Here is a 22,718-nt window from a genome sequence, read left to right as displayed (position 1 = left end):
ATTTTATCATCTTTGGATATTGGAATATCAAGGACAACAGCTGTATCCAACGTACTAAGTAGAAATATTATACAAGATATTAACCAATGTATCTAATCCAACACGAAATATACTAACATATAAATATTTTATATTTAGCTGTCAGTTTTCATGGTATAACGATCCCCCTTTTTGGAATTTTCTAAGTGATAAAAAGTGTGGTAACTCTGATTATATTGAGCGTATTGATCTGATGGAGTGTTTTTTAGAAGTTTTTGACAAAAACCGCATTGAAGCATTAACCGCTGATAGAGAATTTATAGGTAAGGAATGGCTCTCTTGGCTTAGAACAAATCAAATAAGATACGTTTTTCGAGTTAGAGAAAATAGACAATATATCAGTAATGCAAGGGGAAAAATGGTTAAAATACAAGAGTTATTTCGCCCTCTAGCCATAGGATCGCATGTGAGTTTGTCACAACGTAGAATTGGTACAAAAGGTGAAATATTTAATGTAGTAGGGATCAGAAATAAGAAGAGTGAACTTGCAGTCTTAATACATAGTGATGAGATCAAAAATCCTGCTGAGATTATATGCTCAAAGATGGCAAATTGAAACAATGTTCAAAGCTTTTAAATCAGCAGGATTCAACTGTGAAGCAATTCATATTACTAATGATTTACGATTAGATACATTGATGCAAATATTGTCTATTGCATTTTGCCTAGCTTATCAAACTGGAGAGATTATAGTTTTAGATAAACCAATAGTTATTAAAAAACATGGTTATAGGCAAAATAGTATATTTCGTGTTGGATTAGATACATTGGTTAATATCTTGTATAATATTTCTACTCAATTAGTACGTTGGATACAGCTGTTGTCCTTGATATTCCAATATCCAAAGATGATAAAATAAAAAATTGTCATGTAGTAAGATAACTTACACAAACTTTCTGACACCCCCTCGATTTCTAATCGATTCCACTTTATAACCCCTCAGCTTATAGCTGAGGGTTCTTTAGTTCTTTGTAAAGCAATTTTAGCGTCCTCCATATCTTCTTGCATTTCCTGTAGATAATATTCAATTGCTTTACGTACTATATACTTCTTTAACATGAAGAGTTGTTAAAGTGATTAGGAACAATAGTTTGGAAATTGTCATTTACCAATGAAGAAATTTTATTTCTATATTTTTCAATATTCTCAAAAAATAACCTTATAGAATCAGTAAATGTTTCAAAATTTGCATAAAATTTATTGTTACTTATAATAGAATGCATAAATTTCCACAGTCGTTCAATGGGATTCAGATTGGGACTATACGGTGGCAAAAAGACTAGCTCTATTTTACTATTTTGTAGATATTCTCTAACCTTTTTTGACCTACGATATCCCGCATTATCACATATCAGATAAATCTTACTTTTATCTTGATTATTTTCTTCCAATTTCTTTAAAAATTCAATGATATAATCGCCATTAACCTTAGGATTATCAGTTGTTACTACATTTAGACTTTTTAGATTAATTGCACCTATAATATGCTTACGTTTCCATCCACTAAAGCTTGGTAATGTTTTTACTGCATTCTTTCTAATCCAACCAAATCGAGCCCTAGTTTGATATTGTGGATGAACACTATCCATAAAATAAATACACTCATCACTTGCTAAATTATTTCTTAACAAACTATATTGAAGCTTAAATTCCTCTTGTTTATCTAAATCTATTTTTCCAGGAATTAACTTAGGTTTTTTATAACTAAAACCTAATCTGTGTAATAACTTTATTACACCAGCTAATGTATAGATTACTCCATATTGATTTTCTATATACAAACCTATATCTCTAGCATACACATAATTATTAGTTTCAAGGTGCTCTATTAATTCTTCTTCTTGATTTCTAGTAAGTTTACTACAACTACCACCATTTTCCGGCTTCAGCTTCTGATCATTATGATAATCTATTAAATGGTTCCTTATCCCTTCATCACTCAGTATTAACACTTTTGATATCTCACCAATACTATAGCCATCATCATACATAAGAACAGCTTTGATCCTCTGATCCTACCGTCTCTCTCCTGCTTATGACGACTCTTTAATTCTTGCTTTTCTATTATTGATAATTTTTTATATTCCATGATTACTTATTAGCATATTATCTCACTATAAGCAATGTTTCATTTACTAGAGGTATATATCCAAAATTTGGTCAAACTATGGAATGGAACATAGCGGCAGGTCATGCTTTAATTAAAGCCGGCGGCGGTAATATTTTAGATACGCATGGACAAGAAATTACTTACGGCAAAGAAAATTTCGCTAATCCTAATTTTTTGCCTGTAGTAAATATTGATTGGAAAGGGAGGCAAAAATGTCATCCCGCGACTTGATCGCGGGATCTAGTTAAAAATACTAAAATTATTAGTGTTCTTAGTTGTTTTTCTGGATACCGTGGTCAAGCCACGGGATGACATCGAACGCGTTTTTCGATCCACGCATACACTGCCAAACTCACATCAAACCAACTTCTTTAACTCATAAATTAACTCAAGTGCTTCTTTAGGGGATAGTTTATCAGGATCTATAGTTCTAAATTTTTCATCTAATTTGTTGCTTATAGTAGTTTTATTAGGCTCAAGATTGAACAAACTCAAATTATTTGATTCCGTCGATAAGATATTTTTTCCTTTACCTGTAGAAGTTTTTTCAAATTTAAGCAGAATCTGCTCAGCTCTGTTTATAACACTCGCAGGAAGACCGGCAAGAGCCGCAACATGAAGACCGTAAGACCTATCGGCAGCACCTGATATAATATTATGTAAAAATAGAATATCTTTACCTGACTCCTCAATAGCAATAGTATAATTTTGCAAAGCCGGTAGGAAATTACTCATAACGGTTAGCTCATGATAGTGCGTTGCAAATAAACAGCGACATTTTAGCTTATCATGGATATATTCAAGCACCGACCATGCTATAGATACCCCGTCATAAGTGGATGTCCCTCTACCTACCTCATCAAGTATGATTAGTGAGTTTTTTGTAGATTGGGCAAGAATCGCTGAGGTTTCAAGCATCTCTGCCATAAAGGTCGATTGTCCCTTAATTAAGTCATCGGCAGCACCTATTCGGCTAAATATTTTGTCGACTACTCCTATTTTAGCACTTTTAGCCGGCACAAACGAACCTATTTGAGCAATGATTGCAATAATGGCGTTTTGACGTAAAAAAGTACTTTTACCTGCCATATTAGGACCGGTAATTAACCAAATACGCTCAAGCTCCGATAAATGACAATCATTATATACAAAGCTTTTGCTTTCTTGCTGTAGTGCTTTCTCTACTACAGGATGCCGTCCTTTAACGATGTCAAAGCTTAAATCATCGGTAAATTCAGCCTTAACATAATCATATTCATCAGCGATGTAAGCAAAATTACAAAATACGTCAAGTCCGCTTAAAGAGCTTGCAAGTATTCGTAAATAGGAAGCTTTTTCAATTACTTGGCTACAAATATCCGCATATAATTCTTTTTCCAAACTTATTACTAAGGTTTTGGCATTGACTAAGTCGCTTTCAAGCTTTTGTAATTCGGCAGTAGTGTAACGGACATTATTAACTGTGGTTTGACGGTGAATAAATTTGGAATCGGTAATTTTATTGATATTTTTAGCAGTTATATCGATAAAAAGCCCTATAACATTATTATGGGATATTTTTAAACTGTCTATTCCCGTTTCTTTGCGATATTGCTCTTTTAGCTTTTCAATATGTAATTTTCCGTTATTAATTAAATCATGTAATTGTGCTACTTTCGGATGATATTCATGTTTTATTATACCCCCTTCATTTAAATTATTCGGTGCATTTTCCCGTATTGTTTCATCTATTAAATTATATAACTCTTCATTACCTGACAGTGGCTTAATAATTTTTTCAATAAAATCAGGCAAATTAAAACCGTAAGCATCAAAAAATACTCCTTTAATAATCGTTGCAGTTTCCAAGGTATATTTAATACTAAGTAAATCACGACCCGAACTTCTGTTCATCGTAATACGGGTTAAGCAGCGTTCTATATCACTAGTTTTTTTTAGAAGTTCTCTAGTTCTTTTTACTATTTCTAAGTTGGAATAAAAGAACTCGGTAATATTTAAACGATGATTTATTTTAGCAATGTCGGTTAAAGGACTTGAAAGAAAATTATATAGTAAACGTCCGCCTTGTTTAGTAACCGTATGATTAAGGGTGCTTAGTAGACTTCCTTTCGAGCCGCCTTGTGAGTTTGTTACAATTTCAAGATTGCGTCTAGTTGCAAAATCAATAGTCATATAGCTATGAAAATTGATAATTCTAGGGATTGGCAAATGAGGAATATTTTGTTTTTGCGTTAACGATAAATATTCTAAAATGCTACCTATGGCACAAATTTGACTGCTAGATATTTCTCCAACTCCTTTAATATCTTTCATTTTATAAAAATCTAAAATAATTTTTCCACATTTATTAACTGCAAAAAAACTATCAACTTGATAGGTAATACGAAAATTTAATTGTTTAAAAATACTATCCGCAAGATTAGAAGATCTTAGATTTTCGCTAAGTAAAATTTCACGAGGTTTTAAACGGGCAAGTTCATTAAGAATTTCGGCTTCCGGTACATTAACTACAAAATTTTCGGAAGTAGAAAGATCAACATAACAAAGGCTAGCCGTTTCTTTATTTTTTGGTATTACGAGACTTGCTAAATAATTAGGTTCTGCTGAAGCAATTAGATTTTCTTCAATTATAGTTCCTGGAGTTATAATACGTGTGACGTCTCTAGTAACTACCGCTTTATAACCGCCTCTATTCTTTGCTTCTTCAGGTGTTTCTAGTTGATCACAAATAGCAACCTTATAATTTTCTTCAATTAACTTAGTTAAATAATTCTCAAGAGCATGATAAGGTACTCCGCACATCGCAATTTCTTCTTCGCCATTTTTGCCTCGCTTTGTTAAAGCAATGCCAAGTACATTGCTTGCTAGAATTGCATCTTCATAGAACATCTCATAAAAATCACCCATTCTAAATAATAATAAACAATCTAAATGAGCAAATTTAATGTCTAGATATTGCTGCATCATTTTCGTTGCAACATCGTAATTATATTTTTGTTTAAACTCTTGAAGATTCATATTAAGCAAAGTTATATATTAGTTTATCAGATATAGGCTTTATTGCGTAGACCAGTTTCCTAATTGTCATACCATGGCTTGACCATGGGATCCAGTTAAAAATACTAAAATTATTGGTGTTCTTAGTTGTTTTTATGGACCCAGTGGTCAAGCCACGGTATGACACCGAGTGCTTTTTTATATCCATGCAACAATGCCCGCTCGCAATGACGACGTCTATCTATATAAAACTACTTTATCTTTGATAGGCGGGTGCTATGTCTGCCGCCTTCAAATTTGGTAGTTAAAAACTTATCTATAATACCAAATACTATTTTGTGATCTACGGTTTTTGCTCCGAGTATCAAAATATTAGCGTCATTATGAGCTTTAGCATTTTCGGCAGTTAATATATCATTGCACAAAGCGGCTCTTATCTCCGAGCTACGATTAGCAGCTATAGACATACCAATCCCCGTATCACTAATTAAAATACCGATAGGTGCTAATTTTTCAATAATAATATCTACTACTTTCTTAGCATAATCAGGATAATCAACGGTTTGTGTATTATTCGTTCCGCAGTCATAAATCTTTAAAGGTTTCTGCTCTAAATAATTGATAATTTCAGACTTAAGCTCATAACTTGAATGATCACTAGCTATGACAATATTATAAGTTTTCATAGTTAATTTTTTGATGGAAAATAATGATAAAAATTATATACTATGTAAGATTTGTTTTCTAATGTAAATAATAGTTTTGTTAAATATATGAAATATCCTGTTGCACTTAGTATCGTTATATGTTTTTGTTTAGTTTCTTGTGTTGATCAGCCACCGGCTCCAATTGAGTATAAAGTAGGAGATGTTACTGCAAATAATAATTCTACCGAACTAGAACACGACGAGGGGTTGATAGTTCAAAGAACTATGGAAGACGATCCCGTATCAGAAAAAGTTAGCGGTAGACTCGAAGAACCAAAGGCAAAAATTATGGAAGATGATAATGATAATATTGAGATTCCTATATTTCGGAATGAAGATGAAGATGAAGAAGCGATAGAACAATTAAATTTTGTAAAACCGTTAAATGGGATAATTATTACCGAGTTTAGAGCCGGTAAAAGTAAAGGGATAGATATTGCCGCTAAAGAATATAGCGAAGTTAAATCTATTGCTGCAGGAACGGTAATATATTCAGGCTTTAATAAACAATTCGGTAATTTAGTAATAGTTAAGTTAGATAAAGATGATTTGGAAGTAGCATATGCGAGTTTAGACGATTTGTTACTTAAAAAAGGTGATAAAATTGCTAAAAATAGTGTTATCGGACATGTAGAACATAAGTTATATTTTGCTATGCGTAAAAACAAAATAGCGGTTGATCCAAGCAAATATATAGAATTTTAAATGGAAGATTTTATTACTCTTACCAAATACGGCGAACCTCAAAATGTTATAGTAAGGAGGAGTAGCAAAGCTAAAAATATAGCCATCCGAATTACGTCTAAAGGTGCAGAGCTTGTATTACCTCTTAAGGTAAAAGTCGAAAAAGGTCATAATTTTTTATTAAGTAAAGAATATTGGGTTAGGCAAAAATTACGTCGTAATGTAACTGAGATACCAAAGGATGAAGATAAGATTTCTATTTTGGGTAAATCTTATGAAATAATACATATTGATTCGTCTAAAAATCAGATAAAACTAAATGATTCTAAGTTAGAAGTGTATTGCAGTAAGGTACTAAAAAAACTTAGTATAGAAGTATTCCTTAAAAAGAAATTATTAGCAGAAATAAAAATAATAGTAGAGAATATATCCAAAAAACATAATTTGACTTATTCTAATATTAGAATAATGGAAAATGTTAGCCGTTGGGGGAGTTGTTGTAGCAAAGGGAATCTTGCTTTTAATTGGTGGGTAGTTTTTGCCCCCTTTGAAGTACTAAAATATTTAGTAGCTCATGAAATGGCACATTTAAAAGAAATGAACCATAGCAAAAATTTTTGGCAGTTAGTTGAGGATATATATCCTGAATACCAACCGGCAAAATTATGGCTAAAAAGAAACGGTAAAAATTTATATAGTTATTTGTCATGAAATGTCATGCCGTGGGCTTGTCCACGGTATCCAGAAAAACAATAAATAAATACTAATAATTTTAGCATTTTTAACTGGATCCCGTGGTCAAGCCACGGCATGACATAGGTGAAATTGATCCACGCAACAATACCAAGCGGGAATGACATCGGAAAGGTTAATTTAAAGAAAAACATAAAGGATAAATAGAATGCACAACACCACAAAAAGAGTAACAGTTCCGGCACTTGAAGAAATCTTATATGAGCCTATAAAAGTGTTAGATCACGGCTTTATTAGAGTTATCGACTATATGGGGGATGATAGTGCTATAGTACAAGCAGCTCGTGTTTCTTACGGTAAGGGTACGAAGCAATTAAACCAAGATAAAGGGCTGATAAACTACTTGCTTCGTCATTATCATACCACTCCTTTTGAGATGTGTGACATCAAGTTCCATATTAAACTACCGATATTTATTGCACGGCAATGGATTAGGCATAGAACAGCTAGCGTTAACGAATATTCGGCAAGGTATTCTATTTTAGGCAACGAATTTTATTTACCCGAACCGGCAAATATTGCTTCCCAATCTGCCGTAAATAAACAATGTAGGGAAGGGGATAGCTTACCGAAAGAAGTGGCTGAAAAGGTCCTTGCAATTTTAGAGGAAGATGCTAGACAGTGCTACGGGCATTATAAGGAACTGATGAATGCCGATGAAGAAGGTAATATTATAGATGAGAACGCCACAGGGATAGCAAGAGAGCTTGCTCGTATGAATTTAACTTTAAATTATTATACGGAATGGTATTGGAAGATTAATTTACATAATTTACTTCATTTCTTAAGGTTGCGTGCCGCCCCTCACGCACAATATGAAATTAGAGTTTATGCCGAAAAAATGCTTGAGATAGTTAAAGCTTGGGTACCTTTTACTTACGAAGCTTTTGAGGAATATCGTTTGCAGGGAGCGAATATTTCACGTAAAGGTTTAGATGTAATTAAAAGAATGATAAAAGGTGAAAAAGTTACCCATGAAACTAGCGGCATGACTAAAAGAGAATGGGAAGAATTAATGAAGATTTTTGGGTAGTGGATGTCATTCCTGCGAAAGCAGGAATCTAGTAACCTTTAATGTCATACTGCGACTTGATCGCAGTATCCAAAAAAATAACTTATAATAGTGTTGCAAGCTGGATCCCGCGATCAAGTCGCGGGATGACACCGTGCTGACGGAATTTGATAAAAAGGAGTATTTTGAGTGAGAAATATTATATATTTTATATTATCACTATTATTTAGCTTTACCGGCTATGCACTTGAAACAATAAATATTGAGCATGGGCGAGCCGACCCTACGCCTATAGCAGTAAATAAATTTAATGCTGATAGTTCTACTGATAACGTAGTAGGTCACGATGTGGTTAAAGTTATCTCTAATGATTTAAAGCTTTCGGGATTATTCCGTCCTATTTCCTCTGCATCTTTTATAGAAGAGAAGACAGGAATAGAATATAAACCGCTTTTTGCTGCATGGCGTCAAATTAATGCTAGTCTTTTAGTAAATGGTGAAGTTAAGAAACTAGAAAGCGGTAAACTTAAAATTAGCTTTATATTATGGGATACATTGCTTGAAAAACAGCTCGCCGGTGAAATTCTTGAAGTACCTGAAACCTTATGGAGAAGAGCGGCACATAAAATTGCCGATAAAATTTATGAAAAAATTACCGGTGATGCCGGTTATTTTGATACCAAAATAGTGTATGTATCAGAAAGCAGTTCTTTACCGAAAATAAAAAGAATTGCTTTGATGGATTATGACGGGGCTAATAATAAATACCTTACCAATGGAAAGTCATTAGTCTTAACCCCAAGATTTGCTCGTTCGGCGGATAAGATTTTTTATGTTTCATATGCTACCAAAAGAAGAGCACTTGTTTATGAAAAAGATTTAAAAACAGGCAAAGAAAATGTAGTAGGTGATTTTTCCGGTATATCTTTTGCTCCTAGATTCTCACCGGACGGTAGAAAAGCTGTAATGTCGATAGCTAAAAACGGCTCGACGCATATCTATGAAATCGACCTTGCTACTAAACGGCTTCATAAATTAACTGACGGATTTGGTATTAATACCTCTCCTAGCTATTCACCGGACGGTAAAAAAATTGTGTATAATTCCGATAGAAACGGTGTACCTCAATTATATATCATGAATTCAGACGGAAGTGACGTTCAGCGTATTAGTTTTGGTGGAGGTTCTTACACTGCTCCTAGCTGGTCGCCTAGAGGAGATTATATAGCATTTACTAAGATTACTAGAGGAGACGGAGGAAAAACTTTTAATATCGGAATTATGAAAGCATGCCCCCAAGATGATGAGAATAGCGAAAGGATAATAACAAGCGGGTATTTAGTCGAAAGCCCTTGTTGGTCGCCTAACGGACGAGTTATTATGTTTGCTAAAGGTTGGCCTTCAAGAGCTAAAGCTCCAGGAAAGAATAAAATTTTTGTAATTGATCTAACAGGTCATAATGAAAGAGAAATTATAACACCGACAGATGCTTCTGATCCGGAATGGTCAGGTGTGCTGAACTAATGTCATTCCTACGAAAGCAGGAATCCAGTTTTTTAAGCAAATTATATACTAAATTTTCATATAATTTTCTTTATTTTTATCATTTTTTTACTGGATTCCCGCTTTCGCGGGAATGACATAAACGAGTTGTGCAACAAGGTCATACCTCTGCAGGAATGAAGTTAAGCTACTTCTCTACTATGGTTTAAAATAAACTTCTTTATTTTTTCAAAAGCCGTATTTTCTATTTGTCTAATACGTTCCTTAGAAATATTATACTCACTGCTTAGAATATCTAGAGTTTTAGGAGTATCTGTTAATTTACGCTCTGTTAAAATACGAAGTTCCCTATCGTTTAAAATCTTCATAGCATTTGATAGTAACTTCCTTTTACTGGTAGAATTTTGCTTATTAATAGCCATAGCTTCGGGAGTAGGGCGTGTTTCCGGTAGTAGTTCTATTAACTCTCCGGATTCTGCATCGTCACTATTTATAGAGTTATTTAACGATAAATCAGGACCTGAAATTCTAGTATTCATTTCGGAAACTTCATTAATCGAAACGCCTAGCTCATCTGCTATTTGTGCAAAATCATCGGTAGTAATAGCCCTTGAGTATAAATTAGTAATTTTATGCTTAACTTTATTAAGACTAAAAAATAATTTTTTTTGTGCGGCCGTTGTTCCCATCTTTACTAATGACCAAGATTTTAATATATATTCTTGTATGGCTGCTTTAATCCACCACATCGCATATGTTGATAGGCGGAAACCAAGTTCGGGATTGAATTTTTTTACTGCCTGCATTAAACCTATATTACCTTCTGAAACCAATTCGGTAATAGGAAGACCGTAAGTCCTATAGCCGCTTGCAATTTTTGCAACAAGCTTAAGATGGCTCGTTACTAATTTATGTGCAGCTTGTAAATCATTCTCTTCTAAATAGGATTTCGCTAATAAAAATTCTTCTTCTTGCGTAAGTGAAGGAATTTTATTGATTTTCTGTAAGTAGCTATAAAATCCTGATTCGCTAGAAATTGCTAATGCATTAATATTATTAGTCATACTAACCTTAAAAACTATTTTTCTTTATACTAACACATATATGATCTAAAATAAACTTTTTCTAGAGTATTTTTAAATAAAATCAAATAATGTCTAAAAAATCCAATAAAAATTTAGCTTTTTCCTTGCTGGGATTAATAATTAGCATGGTGTTACTAAGCTTTGCTTCCGTACCTATCTATAATTTATTTTGTAAAGTTACAGGATATGGCGGCACTACTGCAAAAGAAACGGTGAGTGTATATTCTAAGGTAAAAGGCACTAAACCTATAATTATCGAGTTCGATGCTAATGTTGATAAAGATTTGCCTTGGCGTTTTATCCCAAGGCAGCAAAGAGTGCAAATTGTTCCGGGGCAGAATACTCTAGTGTTCTATGAAACGGAGAATCTAAGTGATAACGATATAATAGGTACTTCCGTATATAATGTTACTCCAAATAAAGCAGGAAAATATTTCGTAAAAATTCATTGTTTTTGTTTTGAAGAACAATTATTAAAAGCCGGCGAAAAAGTCTTAATGCCGGTTACATTTTATATAGATAAGGATTTTGAGCTTGATCCTGAAATGCAAGACATTAAAGTACTTACTTTATCTTATAGTTTCTTTAAAGTAAGAGAACTATAGCTGTCACCCCGGACCACGGGGTGACAACGGAGCGTTTTTCAAGAGCCATGCAACAAAGCCCATCATTGATGTTCAATAACCCATTTACGAAGTATAACGATCGGCGGAGTATTTATAAGAGCAGTAGAAGGTAAAACTTTGCCGTTAGTATTAAAGTTAATTATAGGATCTATACCGTATATGCTATACCAAGGCTTTAACGGCGAGCTATTTGAATATTTACGGTGAAACCAAGATAAAGAAGGTGTTGTTTCTTCATACTCTATTACTTTAACCGATTGTGGATTTTTGTGATATATAAGGCTAAGTACCGATTGGTCGGAATGATGCCATTTATATTCATCGTAATTAGGGTAAATATTATAATCTTTGCCTGAAAGAATTCTAATATCTTCACAACTTTTTAGCCATTTTTCAATAAAAGAACGAGAAAGCTTGGTATTACGTACAATAATAACGGCACACCAAATGTGATCGTCATTTCTGCATTCGTCAGTAAGACAATCCATTAAAGCAAAAGTTTCACCTTTAACAAAACTACCGTTTTTACGATTGCGATCATGTACCAGTAATATATCATTATCGTCTAAAAGATTTGTTAAATTACTGATATGCTTTTTAATAACAAATGCTGAATCTAAATATACTATAATAGCTCCTTCCGGTGCATTTTTCATTGTTTCAAGTATAATATAAGGCTTCCATAGCCATAACCCCGCTCCTGCAGGTTCATTAAAAATTTCTTGATTTTTTTCTATAAATGCTTGATTTATATGCTTTTTCTTATAGTTAAATATGAAATCTATACCTTTATTAATCGCATAATGAGTAGTTGCATTTTGATTACGATAAACATACTCCGGACCGTCGGCATAAGAAACTAAATAAATAGGCTCCTTTATAGAATTCTGAATAGATAAATCTACTTTTTGTAATGATAGGTCATTAATAAAACCTTGACGTGCATATTCTAAAATAATCAGTAGAAAATAAATTAGAGCTAATGTAATAACTGTTTTGTATAATATTTTAAATAACATATAATTTTTTAAGCTATGTGTCTTGTTGTGTGGATCAAAAAATGCGTGCGATGTCATACCGTGGCTTGACCACGGTATGACACAGTGGATTTTATCGGCCTACGCAACAATGCCTGCTCGCAATGACGAAATCGATAATTATTAGACAACACCAATTATAGCATTTTAATATATTAAAAGATAGTGTTGTAATTTAATTATAAATTTAGTATAATTTGCTGTTTGTTTAAGGTTGGTATGATTAATTTAGGAGATAAGCAGTCTACTATAGTTGTCGCAATGTCAGGCGGGGTTGATAGTTCGGCGGTTGCCGCAATGCTGCATGAACAGGGACATAATGTTATAGGTATTACCTTGCAGCTATATGATCACGGTATGGCAGTAGGGAAAAAAAATGCCTGTTGTGCCGGTCAGGATATTTACGATGCTAAAATGGTAGCAAATAAGCTAGGTATTCCCCATTACGTACTTGGTTATGAGAGCAAATTTAAAGAGTCGGTAATAGATAATTTCGTCGATAGCTATTTACAAGGTGAAACACCGCTTCCATGCGTGCAATGTAATAAATCGGTAAAATTTAGGGATCTAATTAAAACGGCTAGAGAACTTGGGGCAGATAAGCTTGCTACCGGTCATTACGTACGAAAAATAAACGGTGATAATGGAGCGGAATTACATACAGGGCTTGATCCGGCAAAAGACCAAAGTTATTTTTTATTTACGACAACTAAAGAGCAATTAGAATATTTAAGCTTTCCTCTTGGAGGACTTACTAAGGATGAAACACGAAAGCTTGCTAGTAAATTTGGGCTTGAGGTAGCGGATAAGCCGGATAGCCAAGATATTTGCTTCGTACCTGACGGGAATTATAAGAGCGTAATAAATAAAATACGTCCCGGTAGCAGCGAAAGCGGTAAGATTGTTCACGTAAACGGGTTTGAGCTAGGAGAACATAGTGGTATAATTAATTACACTATAGGGCAACGTCGTGGGCTTGGTATAGCTTATAACAAGCCTTTATATGTAGTAAAGATTGATCCTAAGGACAATATAGTATATGTAGGACCGGAGTCTGCATTACATGTGCAGGAGTTTATAATTAAAGACGTGAATTGGCTTGCAGATGAGACTAAAGATAACGAAAAGCTAGAAGTAGCCGTTAAAATCCGCTCAACAAGACCGCCTCGTTTAGCCGAAATAAGTAAACTCGGTGATGATAAAATGAAGATAAAATTTTTATCCGAAGAAAAAGCCGTCGCCCCTGGACAAGCATGCGTTATTTATGCCGGAGAGAGGGTACTTGGCGGCGGATGGATTACTAGGGATATGAGGTAATTGCGTCATTGCGAGATCGGATAAAAGCGAAGCGACGTGGCAATCTAGTTAGACCTCCTGAGATTGCCACGCTCCTTTTAGTCGCTCGCAATGACACAATTAAAAAAATAAGCTCACTAAAACAGGAGAAAATAATGAGTTTTTTTAAGAAGAAAAGTTTTGAATCAGTAAAAGAGATAGGTAGCTCAAGCGGTCTTAGTAAGACGCTTGGAGCATTCGATTTAATATTACTGAGTCTTGGTGCAATGGTTGGTACGGGCGTATTCGTTGTTACCGGTATAATTGCCGCTAAATTTTCAGGACCTGCAGTGATGATATCTTATATGATCGCCGGTATTACCTGTATTTTCGTCGCACTTGTTTATACCGAACTTGTTGCTATGCTTCCGACTTCCGGCAGTATTTATACTTACTCTTATGTTGCATTCGGTGAAGTATTCGCTTGGATGATCGGTAGCGTTATAATATTAGAGCTTGGAGTATCTGCTGGAATAGTAGCTGCCGGTTGGTCAGGTTATATACAAGGAATATTGGAAGCAGGCGGAGTATATTTACCAAAAGCTTTAACTACCGTACCTTCAAATGGTGGAGTAATAAATTTACCGGCATTTTTAATTTCGGCATTTATTGGATTTATTTTATTTTTAGGTACTAAAGATAGTAAAAAAATAAATGCTATTTTAGTTTTTGTAAAAATGGCAGCAATATTTGCTTTTGTTGTGGCAGCTGCTCCGCATTTTGATGCTACTAATTGGAGTAATTTTATGCCTTTCGGTTTCGGTGGCGTCGTGATGGGTTCTTCTATTTTGTTCTTAGCTTTTACGGGATTTGGAACAATTGCAACTGCAGCTGAAGAATGTAAAAATCCAAAGCGTGATATAATGATCGGTATTATAGGATCACTAGTTTTAACTACTTTAGTATATGTGGTAATGTCAGGCTTAGTTACCGGTATAGCTCCTTTTGATCAGCTAAATAATGATCGTCCGCTTGCTTATGCCTTAACTATCAATAATAGTAAAATTGGTTCAGCAATTGTTTCAACCGGAGCGGTTTGTGGTATGATGACGGTGTTGATGATGAATATTTACGGTACTTCTCGTATTTTTTATGCTATCGCACGTGACGGTTTACTACCGAAAAGTTTTGCAAAATTGCATCCTAAATATGATAGTCCATATGTTACGATTATAATATTCTCTGCACTTGCAGCGTTTTTAGGAGGTTTTTGTCCCACTGAAATTATAACGCAATTAACTTCAATGGGAGCACTTATTGATTATATTGTTGTAGCAATAATAGTAATGATGTTTAGGATAAAATTACCGACTGCTCAAAGAGCATTTAAATGTCCTATAGTATTTGTTATTGCACCGTTTATTTTGTTTGCTTGTATCTATCTATTACTTACACAAATGTATGGTGATGAAATATATAAAGGAAACTTTAATATATTAACGGCAGGTTGTGCGTTAATATATTGGTTTATTACGATATTTGTTTTATATATTATAAGATCGTTCTTTATGAAAGAAGAGCAAAATTAGGGACGTATGTTATACCGTGGCTTGACCACGGTATCTAGAAAAAATAAAAAAACTGGATACCGTGGTCAAGTCGGCGTTGTTGCATGGATACCCGAGTCGTCATTGCGAGCGACTGAAAGGAGCGTGGCAATCTCATGAAGTAGTAAAAATTCCTGAGATTGCCACGTCGAGGCTTTGCCTTTCCTCGCAAGGTATTGTTGTGTGGATCAAAAAACCTACTCGATGTCATCCCCGCGAAAGCGGGGATCCAAAAAAATAACTTCAATATTGATATATAAGTTACATATTTGGTAAAATAAGTCTAAAAAACAAGTTTTTTTAGATTTTACTGGGGCCCCGCTTTCGCGGGAATGACATAAAATGGTCCATGCAACAACGCCTCCTCGCAATGACGTTAATCCATACAAAACCACAAAATTAAGCAAATGACTGAAAAGCTGCAACCACTCCGAGGACTGAAAGATCTTTTGCCGGATGATTATAAAGTTCACGACTATATAATTAACAAAGCAAGAGATGTTGGAGTATTGTACGGCTATAAGCAAATGAGTACTCCTATTTTGGAGTATACTAAAGTCTTTAACCGCTCGATGGGTGAAAGCTCTGACGTAATCAGCAAAGAAATCTATAGTTTTTTAGATAAAAGCAATGATTCCGTAGCATTACGACCTGAATTTACAGCAGGTATTATAAGAAGCCTTATCTCAAACGGATTACAACATAAATTACAATTAAAGTTCTTCTCTACCGGTCCTGTTTTTCGTTATGATAGACCGCAAGCAGGGCGTCAAAGACAATTTCACCAACTAAATTATGAGTATATCGGTGCTAAAGGAGCAATTACTGATGCTGAAACTTCGAAGTTAGCCGTTGATATATTAAAAGCACTCGAAATAGAGCAGGATACTACCTTAGAGCTTAACTCTCTTGGATGTAGTGAATCAAGGAGCGTTTATCAGCAAAAATTAGTAGAATATCTAAATGATTTTAAAGATCAATTATCAGAAGAAAGCAAAATAAGGTTATCCAAAAATCCAATGCGGATACTTGATTCTAAAAGTGAGACCGATCAGAAAATAATAGCAAACGCACCGGTTTTATCTGAATATTACACTGATGAGTCTAAAGAATATTTTGAGGAGTTAATAAAGTATCTAGATATTTTAGGCGTAGAATATACTATAAACCCACGTTTGGTTAGAGGACTTGATTATTACTGTCATACTGCTTTTGAATTCACTACGAAAAAGCTTGGGTCACAATCTACTATTCTAGCCGGCGGACGTTATGACGGGCTTGCTAAAATCATGGGTAATAACGATGATGTACCGGCTATCGGTTTTGCTGCCGGTATCGAGCGAATTGCTTTAATGCGAGAATATAATATATCTGAAGTAAAGCCGGTATTTGTATTACCTATAGGCGAAAATAATATTTGCTATGCTTTAGAAATTGTAGATAAATTGCGAACAGAAAATATTGCTACTATCATAGAACCCCTAGGTAAAATAGCTAAAAGAATGCAACGTGTTCTTAATGAAAATGCTAAACTTATTATTTTTATAGGTGACGAAGAGCAGACGAATAATAGCTTAAAAATCAAAGACTTAAAAAAAGAAGAAGAATATATAGTAGATTTTGCAAAAGCTCTTGAGTTATTGAAGAAATATTAGCATTGCTCCGAAGTAGTTGATATCGTCATTGCGAGGAGAGAAGAGGGGGTTGCACGGATCGGATTCTCATTGTCATCCCGCGACTTGATCGCGGTATCCAGTTAAAAATACTATATTTTAAGTAGTTTTTTGGATCCCGTGGTCAAGCCACGGGATGACACCTAGTGCGTTTCCCGATCCACGCAACAACGCTTACGGCTGCTCGCAATGACGCCTCAGTATCCACACAATAATGCCAATAAGGTCTTTTTAAGGGTTGTATAAAACAAAACCATCTTTTTACCCTAAATTTAACCACAACATCTAAAAATATGATTATTAACGTGAGTTTCGTATTAAGATGCCTAAATTATGGTTAATGAATATGCTATAATGCTTATCCTTTCAAGGTTTGTAAGAGGTGTGACAAGTTTTACAATTTAATAGTTATAGTCAAAAAAGACAATTTACTAAAAATTTATGCAGTTTTAAGTACATTTTATAACAAAAACAGTATTATCAAGATCCCCGTAACCCAGTGTTTATCAGCTATACAGCGACTTTTTGAATACGAAACTCGCGTATATTAAGAAAACAATTAATTTATTAAGGAAATTAATATGCCAAAACAAGAAGATCTAAGACCTTATATGATACCGGATATTTTCATAAATATTTTGCTGGATTTGGATTTGAATAATACAAAAAAATATTGTACAAAATAGAAATTGGATTTATAATTTGTACAATATTAAATAAATTATATTATGTTTGATCGTGATATAACCGATTATATAAAATATTCAGCAAAATATTACCCGGTAGTTACTGTTACAGGGCCTCGTCAATCCGGCAAGACTACTCTAGTAAAAATGATTTTTTCAGATAAACCTTATGTCTCGCTTGAAGATGTAGATATAAGAGAATTTGCTAAAAAAGATCCTAGAGGTTTTTTATCTACTTATAGCCAAGGAGCAATTATTGATGAAGTACAATATTGTCCTGACTTATTTTCATATATACAAACGAAAGTAGATAACGACCAAATCGCCGGACAATTTATTTTAACAGGCTCACAGAATTTTTTATTACTTGAAAGTATCTCACAATCCTTAGCAGGTAGAGCAGCTATAGTATATTTACTGCCTCTTAGTCATAACGAAATCAATAGTAAATTACCTGTTACGGGAGAACCTCTAAATTTTATATTTAAAGGTTTTTACCCTAAACTTTACACTCAAGACTTATTGCCTACAATATGGTATAGAAACTATATACGTACCTACATCGAAAGAGATGTTAGGCAACTTAAAAACATTACCGACATTTCAACATTTCAAACTTTTTTGAAAATCTGTGCTACTCGTATAGGACAATTAGTAAATTTCTCATCTATAGCTACTGAATGCGGTGTTAGCTATAACACGGTAAAGTCATGGCTTTCTCTATTACAAACAAGCTTTATAATCTATTTAGTTAAACCACATCATAAAAACTATAATAAACGTTTAGTTAAGCAAGAAAAATTATATTTTTATGATACCGGTCTTGCATGCACTTTACTTGGACTCGAATCAATTGAGCAGTTAGAAAAATATTATGCTAAAGGAAGTTTATTTGAGAATATGATAGTAGTTGAAATACTTAAAAATCGTCTTAATAAAGGGCAAGAAGAAGGTATATATTTTTGGCGGGATAGCCATGGACATGAGCTTGATATATTAATTGAAAGTAATACGCTAACTCCAATTGAAATTAAAGCAAGTAAAACTATAATTCAAGAATTTTTCAAAGGAATTAATTATTGGAACAATTTAGCAGGTCAAGCAAACGGTTATATTATATATGCAGGCACTACTGAGCAAATAAGAGGAAACATAGAAGTTTTGCCTTGGAATAAAATTAATAAAATCATTACATCTGTATCACCCAAAACTCCAACTTAAATATAAAGACCTTTTTATTTCTAACTAAACATTCACTATCATTTTAAATTAAAAACTCTATAGCATAGGCAATTAAGATAGTGATATTAATAAAAGGATATGGTAAAGTAATTAGAAAATAGTTATGCCAAGTCCATATTCATATGATTTAAGAAAGAGAGTGATTCAATATATTGAGTCAGGGAAAAGAATAATAGAAGCAAGTCAAGTATTTAATATCAGCCGTAAAGTAATATATGATTGGAAGAAACTAAAGAACCCTCAGCTATAAGCTGAGGGGTTATAAAGTGGAATCGATTAGAAATCGATCATCATTCACAGGTTCACCTTCCTGTTCATCAATATAGTGCTGTATCATTTCATCAGTTATATTACCTGAACTGACCGCCATATAGCCCCTAGCCCACAAATGATTGCCCCAAAATTGTTTTCTTAAATGAGCAAATTCTTGCAATAAAATTCTTGAGCTACTACCTTTTAAATACTGTACTAACTTGCTAAGAGATATTTGTGATTTATATGAGATAAACATATGCACGTGATCACATGATATTTTCCCTGAAATTATATATACTTCATGTTCCATACAAATCTGCCTTAGTAAATCTCTAGCCCTTTCCGCTACTTTGCCTATCAATACTCTCTTCCTATATTTTGGTATCCATATAAGATGTACTTTTAAATCATACTGACTATGACTATTCTTTCTATAACTTCTCATGTTTCTTGATATAAATTCATTGCTAAAGCAATTTCATTTTATAACAAAAACAATATTACTAATATCCTCGTAACCCAGTTACTATCAGCTATTCAGTTCCTCTATTAATACGAAACTCGCGTTTAATTGTTCGGTTGATCAGATATTAGGTAGACGCAACTTTTTACCTGCAATAAATTTGACAGTATCTTTTAATAATCTGGACTTACATGATATAAATTCTAATCTCTGTAATTTTTTAAAAGAAAAAATAGCTCAAAATGATATATCAACTTATGTTTTAAGCCTTACTACATGACAATTTTTAGAGATGTAAGGACTAAAGGATTGAATTTTGCTGATAATTCATGATGATAACAGGGAAAGAACTTGGTTTACATATGAAAGATCATTCCGCCCCTCTAGTCGAATTATTACAAAAACATATTTCGCTTAATTTATCAAGAGCAAAATGTTTAGGATTATTTATCATTTCAATGCTTAACAGCATGACAGTAAACATGTCATTGTTATGCAATAGAATGCCGTCTGGGATTAAAGCAGCTTCATGGTATAGAAGGATGCAAAGATTTATCTCTGAAATCTCAATATCATGGAGAGTATTACCTGTTATGTTAGTCATGATGACTGGGTTTGAGCAGGAGCAAAAATGGTTATTGTGTTTAGATAGAACGAATTGGAAATTTGCTTACTACATGACAATTTTTCATTTTATCATCTTTGGATATTGGAATATCAAGGACAACAGCTGTATCCAACGTACTAATTGAGTAGAAATATTATACAAGATATTAACCAATGTATCTAATCCAACACGAAATATACTATTTTGCCTATAACCATGTTTTTTAATAACTATTGGTTTATCTAAAACTATAATCTCTCCAGTTTGATAAGCTAGGCAAAATGCAATAGACAATATTTGCATCAATGTATCTAATCGTAAATCATTAGTAATATGAGTTGCTTCACAGTTGAATCCTGCTGATTTAAAAGCTTTGAACATTGTTTCAATTTGCCATCTTTGAGCATATATCTCAGCAGGATTTTTGATCTCATCACTATGTATTAAGACTGCAAGTTCACTCTTCTTATTTCTGATCCCTACTACATTAAATATTTCACCTTTTGTACCAATTCTACGTTGTGACAAACTCACATGCGATCCTATGGCTAGAGGGCGAAATAACTCTTGTATTTTAACCATTTTTCCCCTTGCATTACTGATATATTGTCTATTTTCTCTAACTCGAAAAACGTATCTTATTTGATTTGTTCTAAGCCAAGAGAGCCATTCCTTACCTATAAATTCTCTATCAGCGGTTAATGCTTCAATGCGGTTTTTGTCAAAAACTTCTAAAAAACACTCCATCAGATCAATACGCTCAATATAATCAGAGTTACCACACTTTTTATCACTTAGAAAATTCCAAAAAGGGGGATCGCTATACCATGAAAACTGACAGCTAAATATAAAATATTTATATGTCGTTTACCAAATTTCCAATTCGTTCTATCTAAACACAATACCCATTTTTGCTCCTGCTCAAACCCAGTCATCATGACTAACATAACAGGTAATACTCTCCATGATATTGAGATTTCAGAGATAAATCTTTGCATCCTTCTATACCATGAAGCTGCTTTAATCCCAGACGGCATTCTATTGCATAACAATGACATGTTTACTGTCCTGCTGTTAAGCATTGAAATGATAAATAATCCTAAACATTTTGCTCTTGATAAATTAAGCGAAATATGTTTTTGTAATAATTCGACTAGAGGGGCGGAATGATCTTTCATATGTAAACCAAGTTCTTTCCCCGTTATCATCATGAATTATCAGCAAAATTCAATCCTTTAGTCCTTACATCTCTAAAAATTGTCATGTAGTAAGGTACAAAATACAAATTGCTAACTAAAGAACCCTCAGCTATAAGCTGAGGGGTTATAAAGTGGAATCGATTAGAAATCGATCATCATTCACAGGTTCACCTTCCTGTTCATCAATATAGTGCTGTATCATTTCATCAGTTATATTACCTGAACTGACCGCCATATAGCCCCTAGCCCACAAATGATTGCCCCAAAATTGTTTTCTTAAATGAGCAAATTCTTGCAATAAAATTCTTGAGCTACTACCTTTTAAATACTGTACTAACTTGCTAAGAGATATTTGTGATTTATATGAGATAAACATATGCACGTGATCACATGATATTTTCCCTGAAATTATATATACTTCATGTTCCATACAAATCTGCCTTAGTAAATCTCTAGCCCTTTCCGCTACTTTGCCTATCAATACTCTCTTCCTATATTTTGGTATCCATATAAGATGTACTTTTAAATCATACTGACTATGACTATTCTTTCTATAACTTCTCATGTTTCTTGATATAAATTCATTGCTAAAGCAATTTCATTATATCTTCCCTTCGCCTGAAGGCGAGGGATTTCTTATCCCCGAAGGGGGACATTAAAATATGGTATTTATAGTATTAGAAAAAAGTTTATAGGTTATTGAAAAAACTTTAAGAGCAATAACCTATGATAATGGATTTTACAGAAATATTTTGTTACGTCGATGATTTTTTTCAAGAATTAGACAAGCATACAAATTCAATTACTAACCATAACAACAAATCTGGTCCTAAAAAGTGAGTTTGGATTCGGATTCTATAAAAACGCGAGTTTCGTATTAATAGAGGAACTGAATAGCTGATAGTAACTGGGTTACGAGGATATTAGTAATATTGTTTTTGTTATAAAATGTACTTAAAACTGCATAAATTTTTAGTAAATTGTCTTTTTTGACTATAACTATTAAATTGTAAAACTTGTCACACCTCTTACAAACCTTGAAAGGATAAGGATTATAGCATATTCATTAATCATAATTTAGGCATCTTAATACGAAACTCGCGTTATAAAACAACCACTAATAAAATTAAGAGAAAAGATAGTTGAGTTGGTACCGT

Annotated in this window: 22 protein-coding genes and 1 pseudogene; 14 read left to right on the top strand and 9 right to left on the bottom strand. The window is 33.5% G+C overall.

From position 1 onward, the window contains the following. The first annotated feature begins 232 nt into the window (after positions 1 to 232). Positions 233 to 595 carry a transposase gene (locus REIS_RS16485; protein WP_008579487.1) on the top strand — a complete coding sequence of 121 codons (363 nt, stop codon included), beginning with the start codon at positions 233 to 235 and terminating at the stop codon, positions 593 to 595. A 4-nt stretch (positions 596 to 599) separates the two neighbouring features. Next, positions 600 to 899: a hypothetical protein gene (locus REIS_RS16480; protein WP_050755372.1), complete on the top strand. Its 300-nt coding sequence runs from the start codon at positions 600 to 602 to the stop codon at positions 897 to 899. Positions 900 to 1,092: 193 nt separating this feature from the next. Here REIS_RS16480 and REIS_RS06115 read toward each other — a convergent pair whose 3' ends face one another. Next, a complete protein-coding gene (locus REIS_RS06115; protein ID WP_256377136.1) occupies positions 1,093 to 2,046 on the bottom strand; it encodes an IS630 family transposase in 954 nt (317 codons plus the stop codon). A gap of 137 nt (positions 2,047 to 2,183) precedes the next feature. Here REIS_RS06115 and REIS_RS12900 point away from each other — a divergent pair. Continuing rightward, positions 2,184 to 2,344, top strand: a pseudogene (locus REIS_RS12900) (inositol monophosphatase family protein); the annotation flags it as partial. Positions 2,345 to 2,507: 163 nt separating this feature from the next. Here REIS_RS12900 and mutS read toward each other — a convergent pair. After that, positions 2,508 to 5,168: a DNA mismatch repair protein MutS gene (gene mutS / locus REIS_RS06110; protein ID WP_037213783.1), complete on the bottom strand. Its 2,661-nt coding sequence runs from the start codon at positions 5,166 to 5,168 to the stop codon at positions 2,508 to 2,510. A 230-nt stretch (positions 5,169 to 5,398) separates the two neighbouring features. Further along, a complete protein-coding gene (gene rpiB / locus REIS_RS06105; protein ID WP_008580377.1) occupies positions 5,399 to 5,833 on the bottom strand; it encodes a ribose 5-phosphate isomerase B in 435 nt (144 codons plus the stop codon). A 51-nt stretch (positions 5,834 to 5,884) separates the two neighbouring features. Here rpiB and REIS_RS06100 point away from each other — a divergent pair, with 51 nt between their 5' ends. The 4 genes from REIS_RS06100 to tolB all read left to right on the top strand — a co-directional run bounded on the left by REIS_RS06100 (position 5,885) and on the right by tolB (position 9,827). Then, complete coding sequence (locus REIS_RS06100) at positions 5,885 to 6,559, top strand: murein hydrolase activator EnvC family protein (RefSeq protein ID WP_037213786.1); 675 nt, start codon at positions 5,885 to 5,887, stop codon at positions 6,557 to 6,559. Continuing rightward, entirely contained in the window at positions 6,560 to 7,249 is a 690-nt protein-coding gene (locus REIS_RS06095; protein WP_008580375.1) for a M48 family metallopeptidase, read from the top strand. A gap of 190 nt (positions 7,250 to 7,439) precedes the next feature. Beyond that, positions 7,440 to 8,324 (top strand): FAD-dependent thymidylate synthase, encoded by an 885-nt coding sequence (gene thyX, locus REIS_RS06085; RefSeq protein ID WP_008580374.1) that lies wholly within the window; start codon positions 7,440 to 7,442, stop codon positions 8,322 to 8,324. Positions 8,325 to 8,492: 168 nt separating this feature from the next. Further along, the gene (tolB, locus tag REIS_RS06080; RefSeq protein ID WP_008580373.1) at positions 8,493 to 9,827 is read left to right on the top strand and encodes a Tol-Pal system beta propeller repeat protein TolB; all 1,335 of its coding nucleotides are present in this window, start codon (positions 8,493 to 8,495) and stop codon (positions 9,825 to 9,827) included. 161 nt (positions 9,828 to 9,988) lie between these two features. On the opposite strand, the gene rpoH is transcribed toward tolB, so the two are convergent. Continuing rightward, complete coding sequence (gene rpoH, locus REIS_RS06075; RefSeq protein ID WP_008580372.1) at positions 9,989 to 10,870, bottom strand: RNA polymerase sigma factor RpoH; 882 nt, start codon at positions 10,868 to 10,870, stop codon at positions 9,989 to 9,991. 89 nt (positions 10,871 to 10,959) lie between these two features. On the opposite strand from rpoH, the gene REIS_RS06070 reads away from it, so the two are divergent. Then, complete coding sequence (locus tag REIS_RS06070; protein WP_008580370.1) at positions 10,960 to 11,496, top strand: cytochrome c oxidase assembly protein; 537 nt, start codon at positions 10,960 to 10,962, stop codon at positions 11,494 to 11,496. Positions 11,497 to 11,558: 62 nt separating this feature from the next. On the opposite strand, the gene REIS_RS06065 is transcribed toward REIS_RS06070, so the two are convergent. Continuing rightward, complete coding sequence (locus tag REIS_RS06065; protein WP_008580369.1) at positions 11,559 to 12,536, bottom strand: hypothetical protein; 978 nt, start codon at positions 12,534 to 12,536, stop codon at positions 11,559 to 11,561. A 237-nt stretch (positions 12,537 to 12,773) separates the two neighbouring features. Here REIS_RS06065 and mnmA point away from each other — a divergent pair, with 237 nt between their 5' ends. From mnmA to REIS_RS12885, 5 genes are all read left to right on the top strand, one after another. Next, on the top strand, positions 12,774 to 13,871 hold the full coding sequence (gene mnmA, locus REIS_RS06060) for a tRNA 2-thiouridine(34) synthase MnmA (RefSeq protein WP_037213788.1): 1,098 nt from the start codon (positions 12,774 to 12,776) through the stop codon (positions 13,869 to 13,871). Between the two features lie 134 nt (positions 13,872 to 14,005). Further along, positions 14,006 to 15,418 carry an amino acid permease gene (locus REIS_RS06055; protein ID WP_008580367.1) on the top strand — a complete coding sequence of 471 codons (1,413 nt, stop codon included), beginning with the start codon at positions 14,006 to 14,008 and terminating at the stop codon, positions 15,416 to 15,418. A gap of 425 nt (positions 15,419 to 15,843) precedes the next feature. Then, a complete protein-coding gene (hisS, locus tag REIS_RS06050; protein ID WP_008580365.1) occupies positions 15,844 to 17,091 on the top strand; it encodes a histidine--tRNA ligase in 1,248 nt (415 codons plus the stop codon). Positions 17,092 to 17,837: 746 nt separating this feature from the next. Continuing rightward, positions 17,838 to 19,016 carry an ATP-binding protein gene (locus REIS_RS06045; protein ID WP_008580364.1) on the top strand — a complete coding sequence of 393 codons (1,179 nt, stop codon included), beginning with the start codon at positions 17,838 to 17,840 and terminating at the stop codon, positions 19,014 to 19,016. A 124-nt stretch (positions 19,017 to 19,140) separates the two neighbouring features. Continuing rightward, on the top strand, positions 19,141 to 19,287 hold the full coding sequence (locus REIS_RS12885; RefSeq protein ID WP_008580363.1) for an IS630 transposase-related protein: 147 nt from the start codon (positions 19,141 to 19,143) through the stop codon (positions 19,285 to 19,287). Between the two features lie 9 nt (positions 19,288 to 19,296). Here REIS_RS12885 and tnpA (REIS_RS06035) read toward each other — a convergent pair whose 3' ends face one another. Further along, complete coding sequence (tnpA, locus tag REIS_RS06035; RefSeq protein ID WP_008579210.1) at positions 19,297 to 19,737, bottom strand: IS200/IS605 family transposase; 441 nt, start codon at positions 19,735 to 19,737, stop codon at positions 19,297 to 19,299. Between the two features lie 347 nt (positions 19,738 to 20,084). Between tnpA (REIS_RS06035) and REIS_RS12875 the strand changes: the two genes are divergently transcribed. Continuing rightward, positions 20,085 to 20,507 (top strand): hypothetical protein, encoded by a 423-nt coding sequence (locus REIS_RS12875; RefSeq protein WP_040614706.1) that lies wholly within the window; start codon positions 20,085 to 20,087, stop codon positions 20,505 to 20,507. Here the strand turns inward: REIS_RS12875 and REIS_RS11225 are convergent. The 3 genes from REIS_RS11225 to tnpA (REIS_RS06020) form a co-directional block, all read right to left on the bottom strand. Further along, positions 20,444 to 21,118 (bottom strand): transposase, encoded by a 675-nt coding sequence (locus REIS_RS11225; protein ID WP_241760926.1) that lies wholly within the window; start codon positions 21,116 to 21,118, stop codon positions 20,444 to 20,446. The genes REIS_RS12875 and REIS_RS11225 overlap by 64 nt on opposite strands. A gap of 38 nt (positions 21,119 to 21,156) precedes the next feature. Beyond that, positions 21,157 to 21,573 carry a hypothetical protein gene (locus REIS_RS11220; RefSeq protein WP_008579269.1) on the bottom strand — a complete coding sequence of 139 codons (417 nt, stop codon included), beginning with the start codon at positions 21,571 to 21,573 and terminating at the stop codon, positions 21,157 to 21,159. Positions 21,574 to 21,685: 112 nt separating this feature from the next. Beyond that, a complete protein-coding gene (tnpA, locus tag REIS_RS06020; protein WP_008579210.1) occupies positions 21,686 to 22,126 on the bottom strand; it encodes an IS200/IS605 family transposase in 441 nt (146 codons plus the stop codon). Positions 22,127 to 22,718: the final 592 nt, after the last annotated feature.

Origin of the sequence: Rickettsia endosymbiont of Ixodes scapularis, from assembly GCF_000160735.1 — a bacterium.
Taxonomy (GTDB): Bacteria; Pseudomonadota; Alphaproteobacteria; order Rickettsiales; family Rickettsiaceae; genus Rickettsia; species Rickettsia tamurae.
Note: the sequence above shows the minus strand (reverse complement) of the source record. Positions and strands in the feature narration are given on the sequence as shown.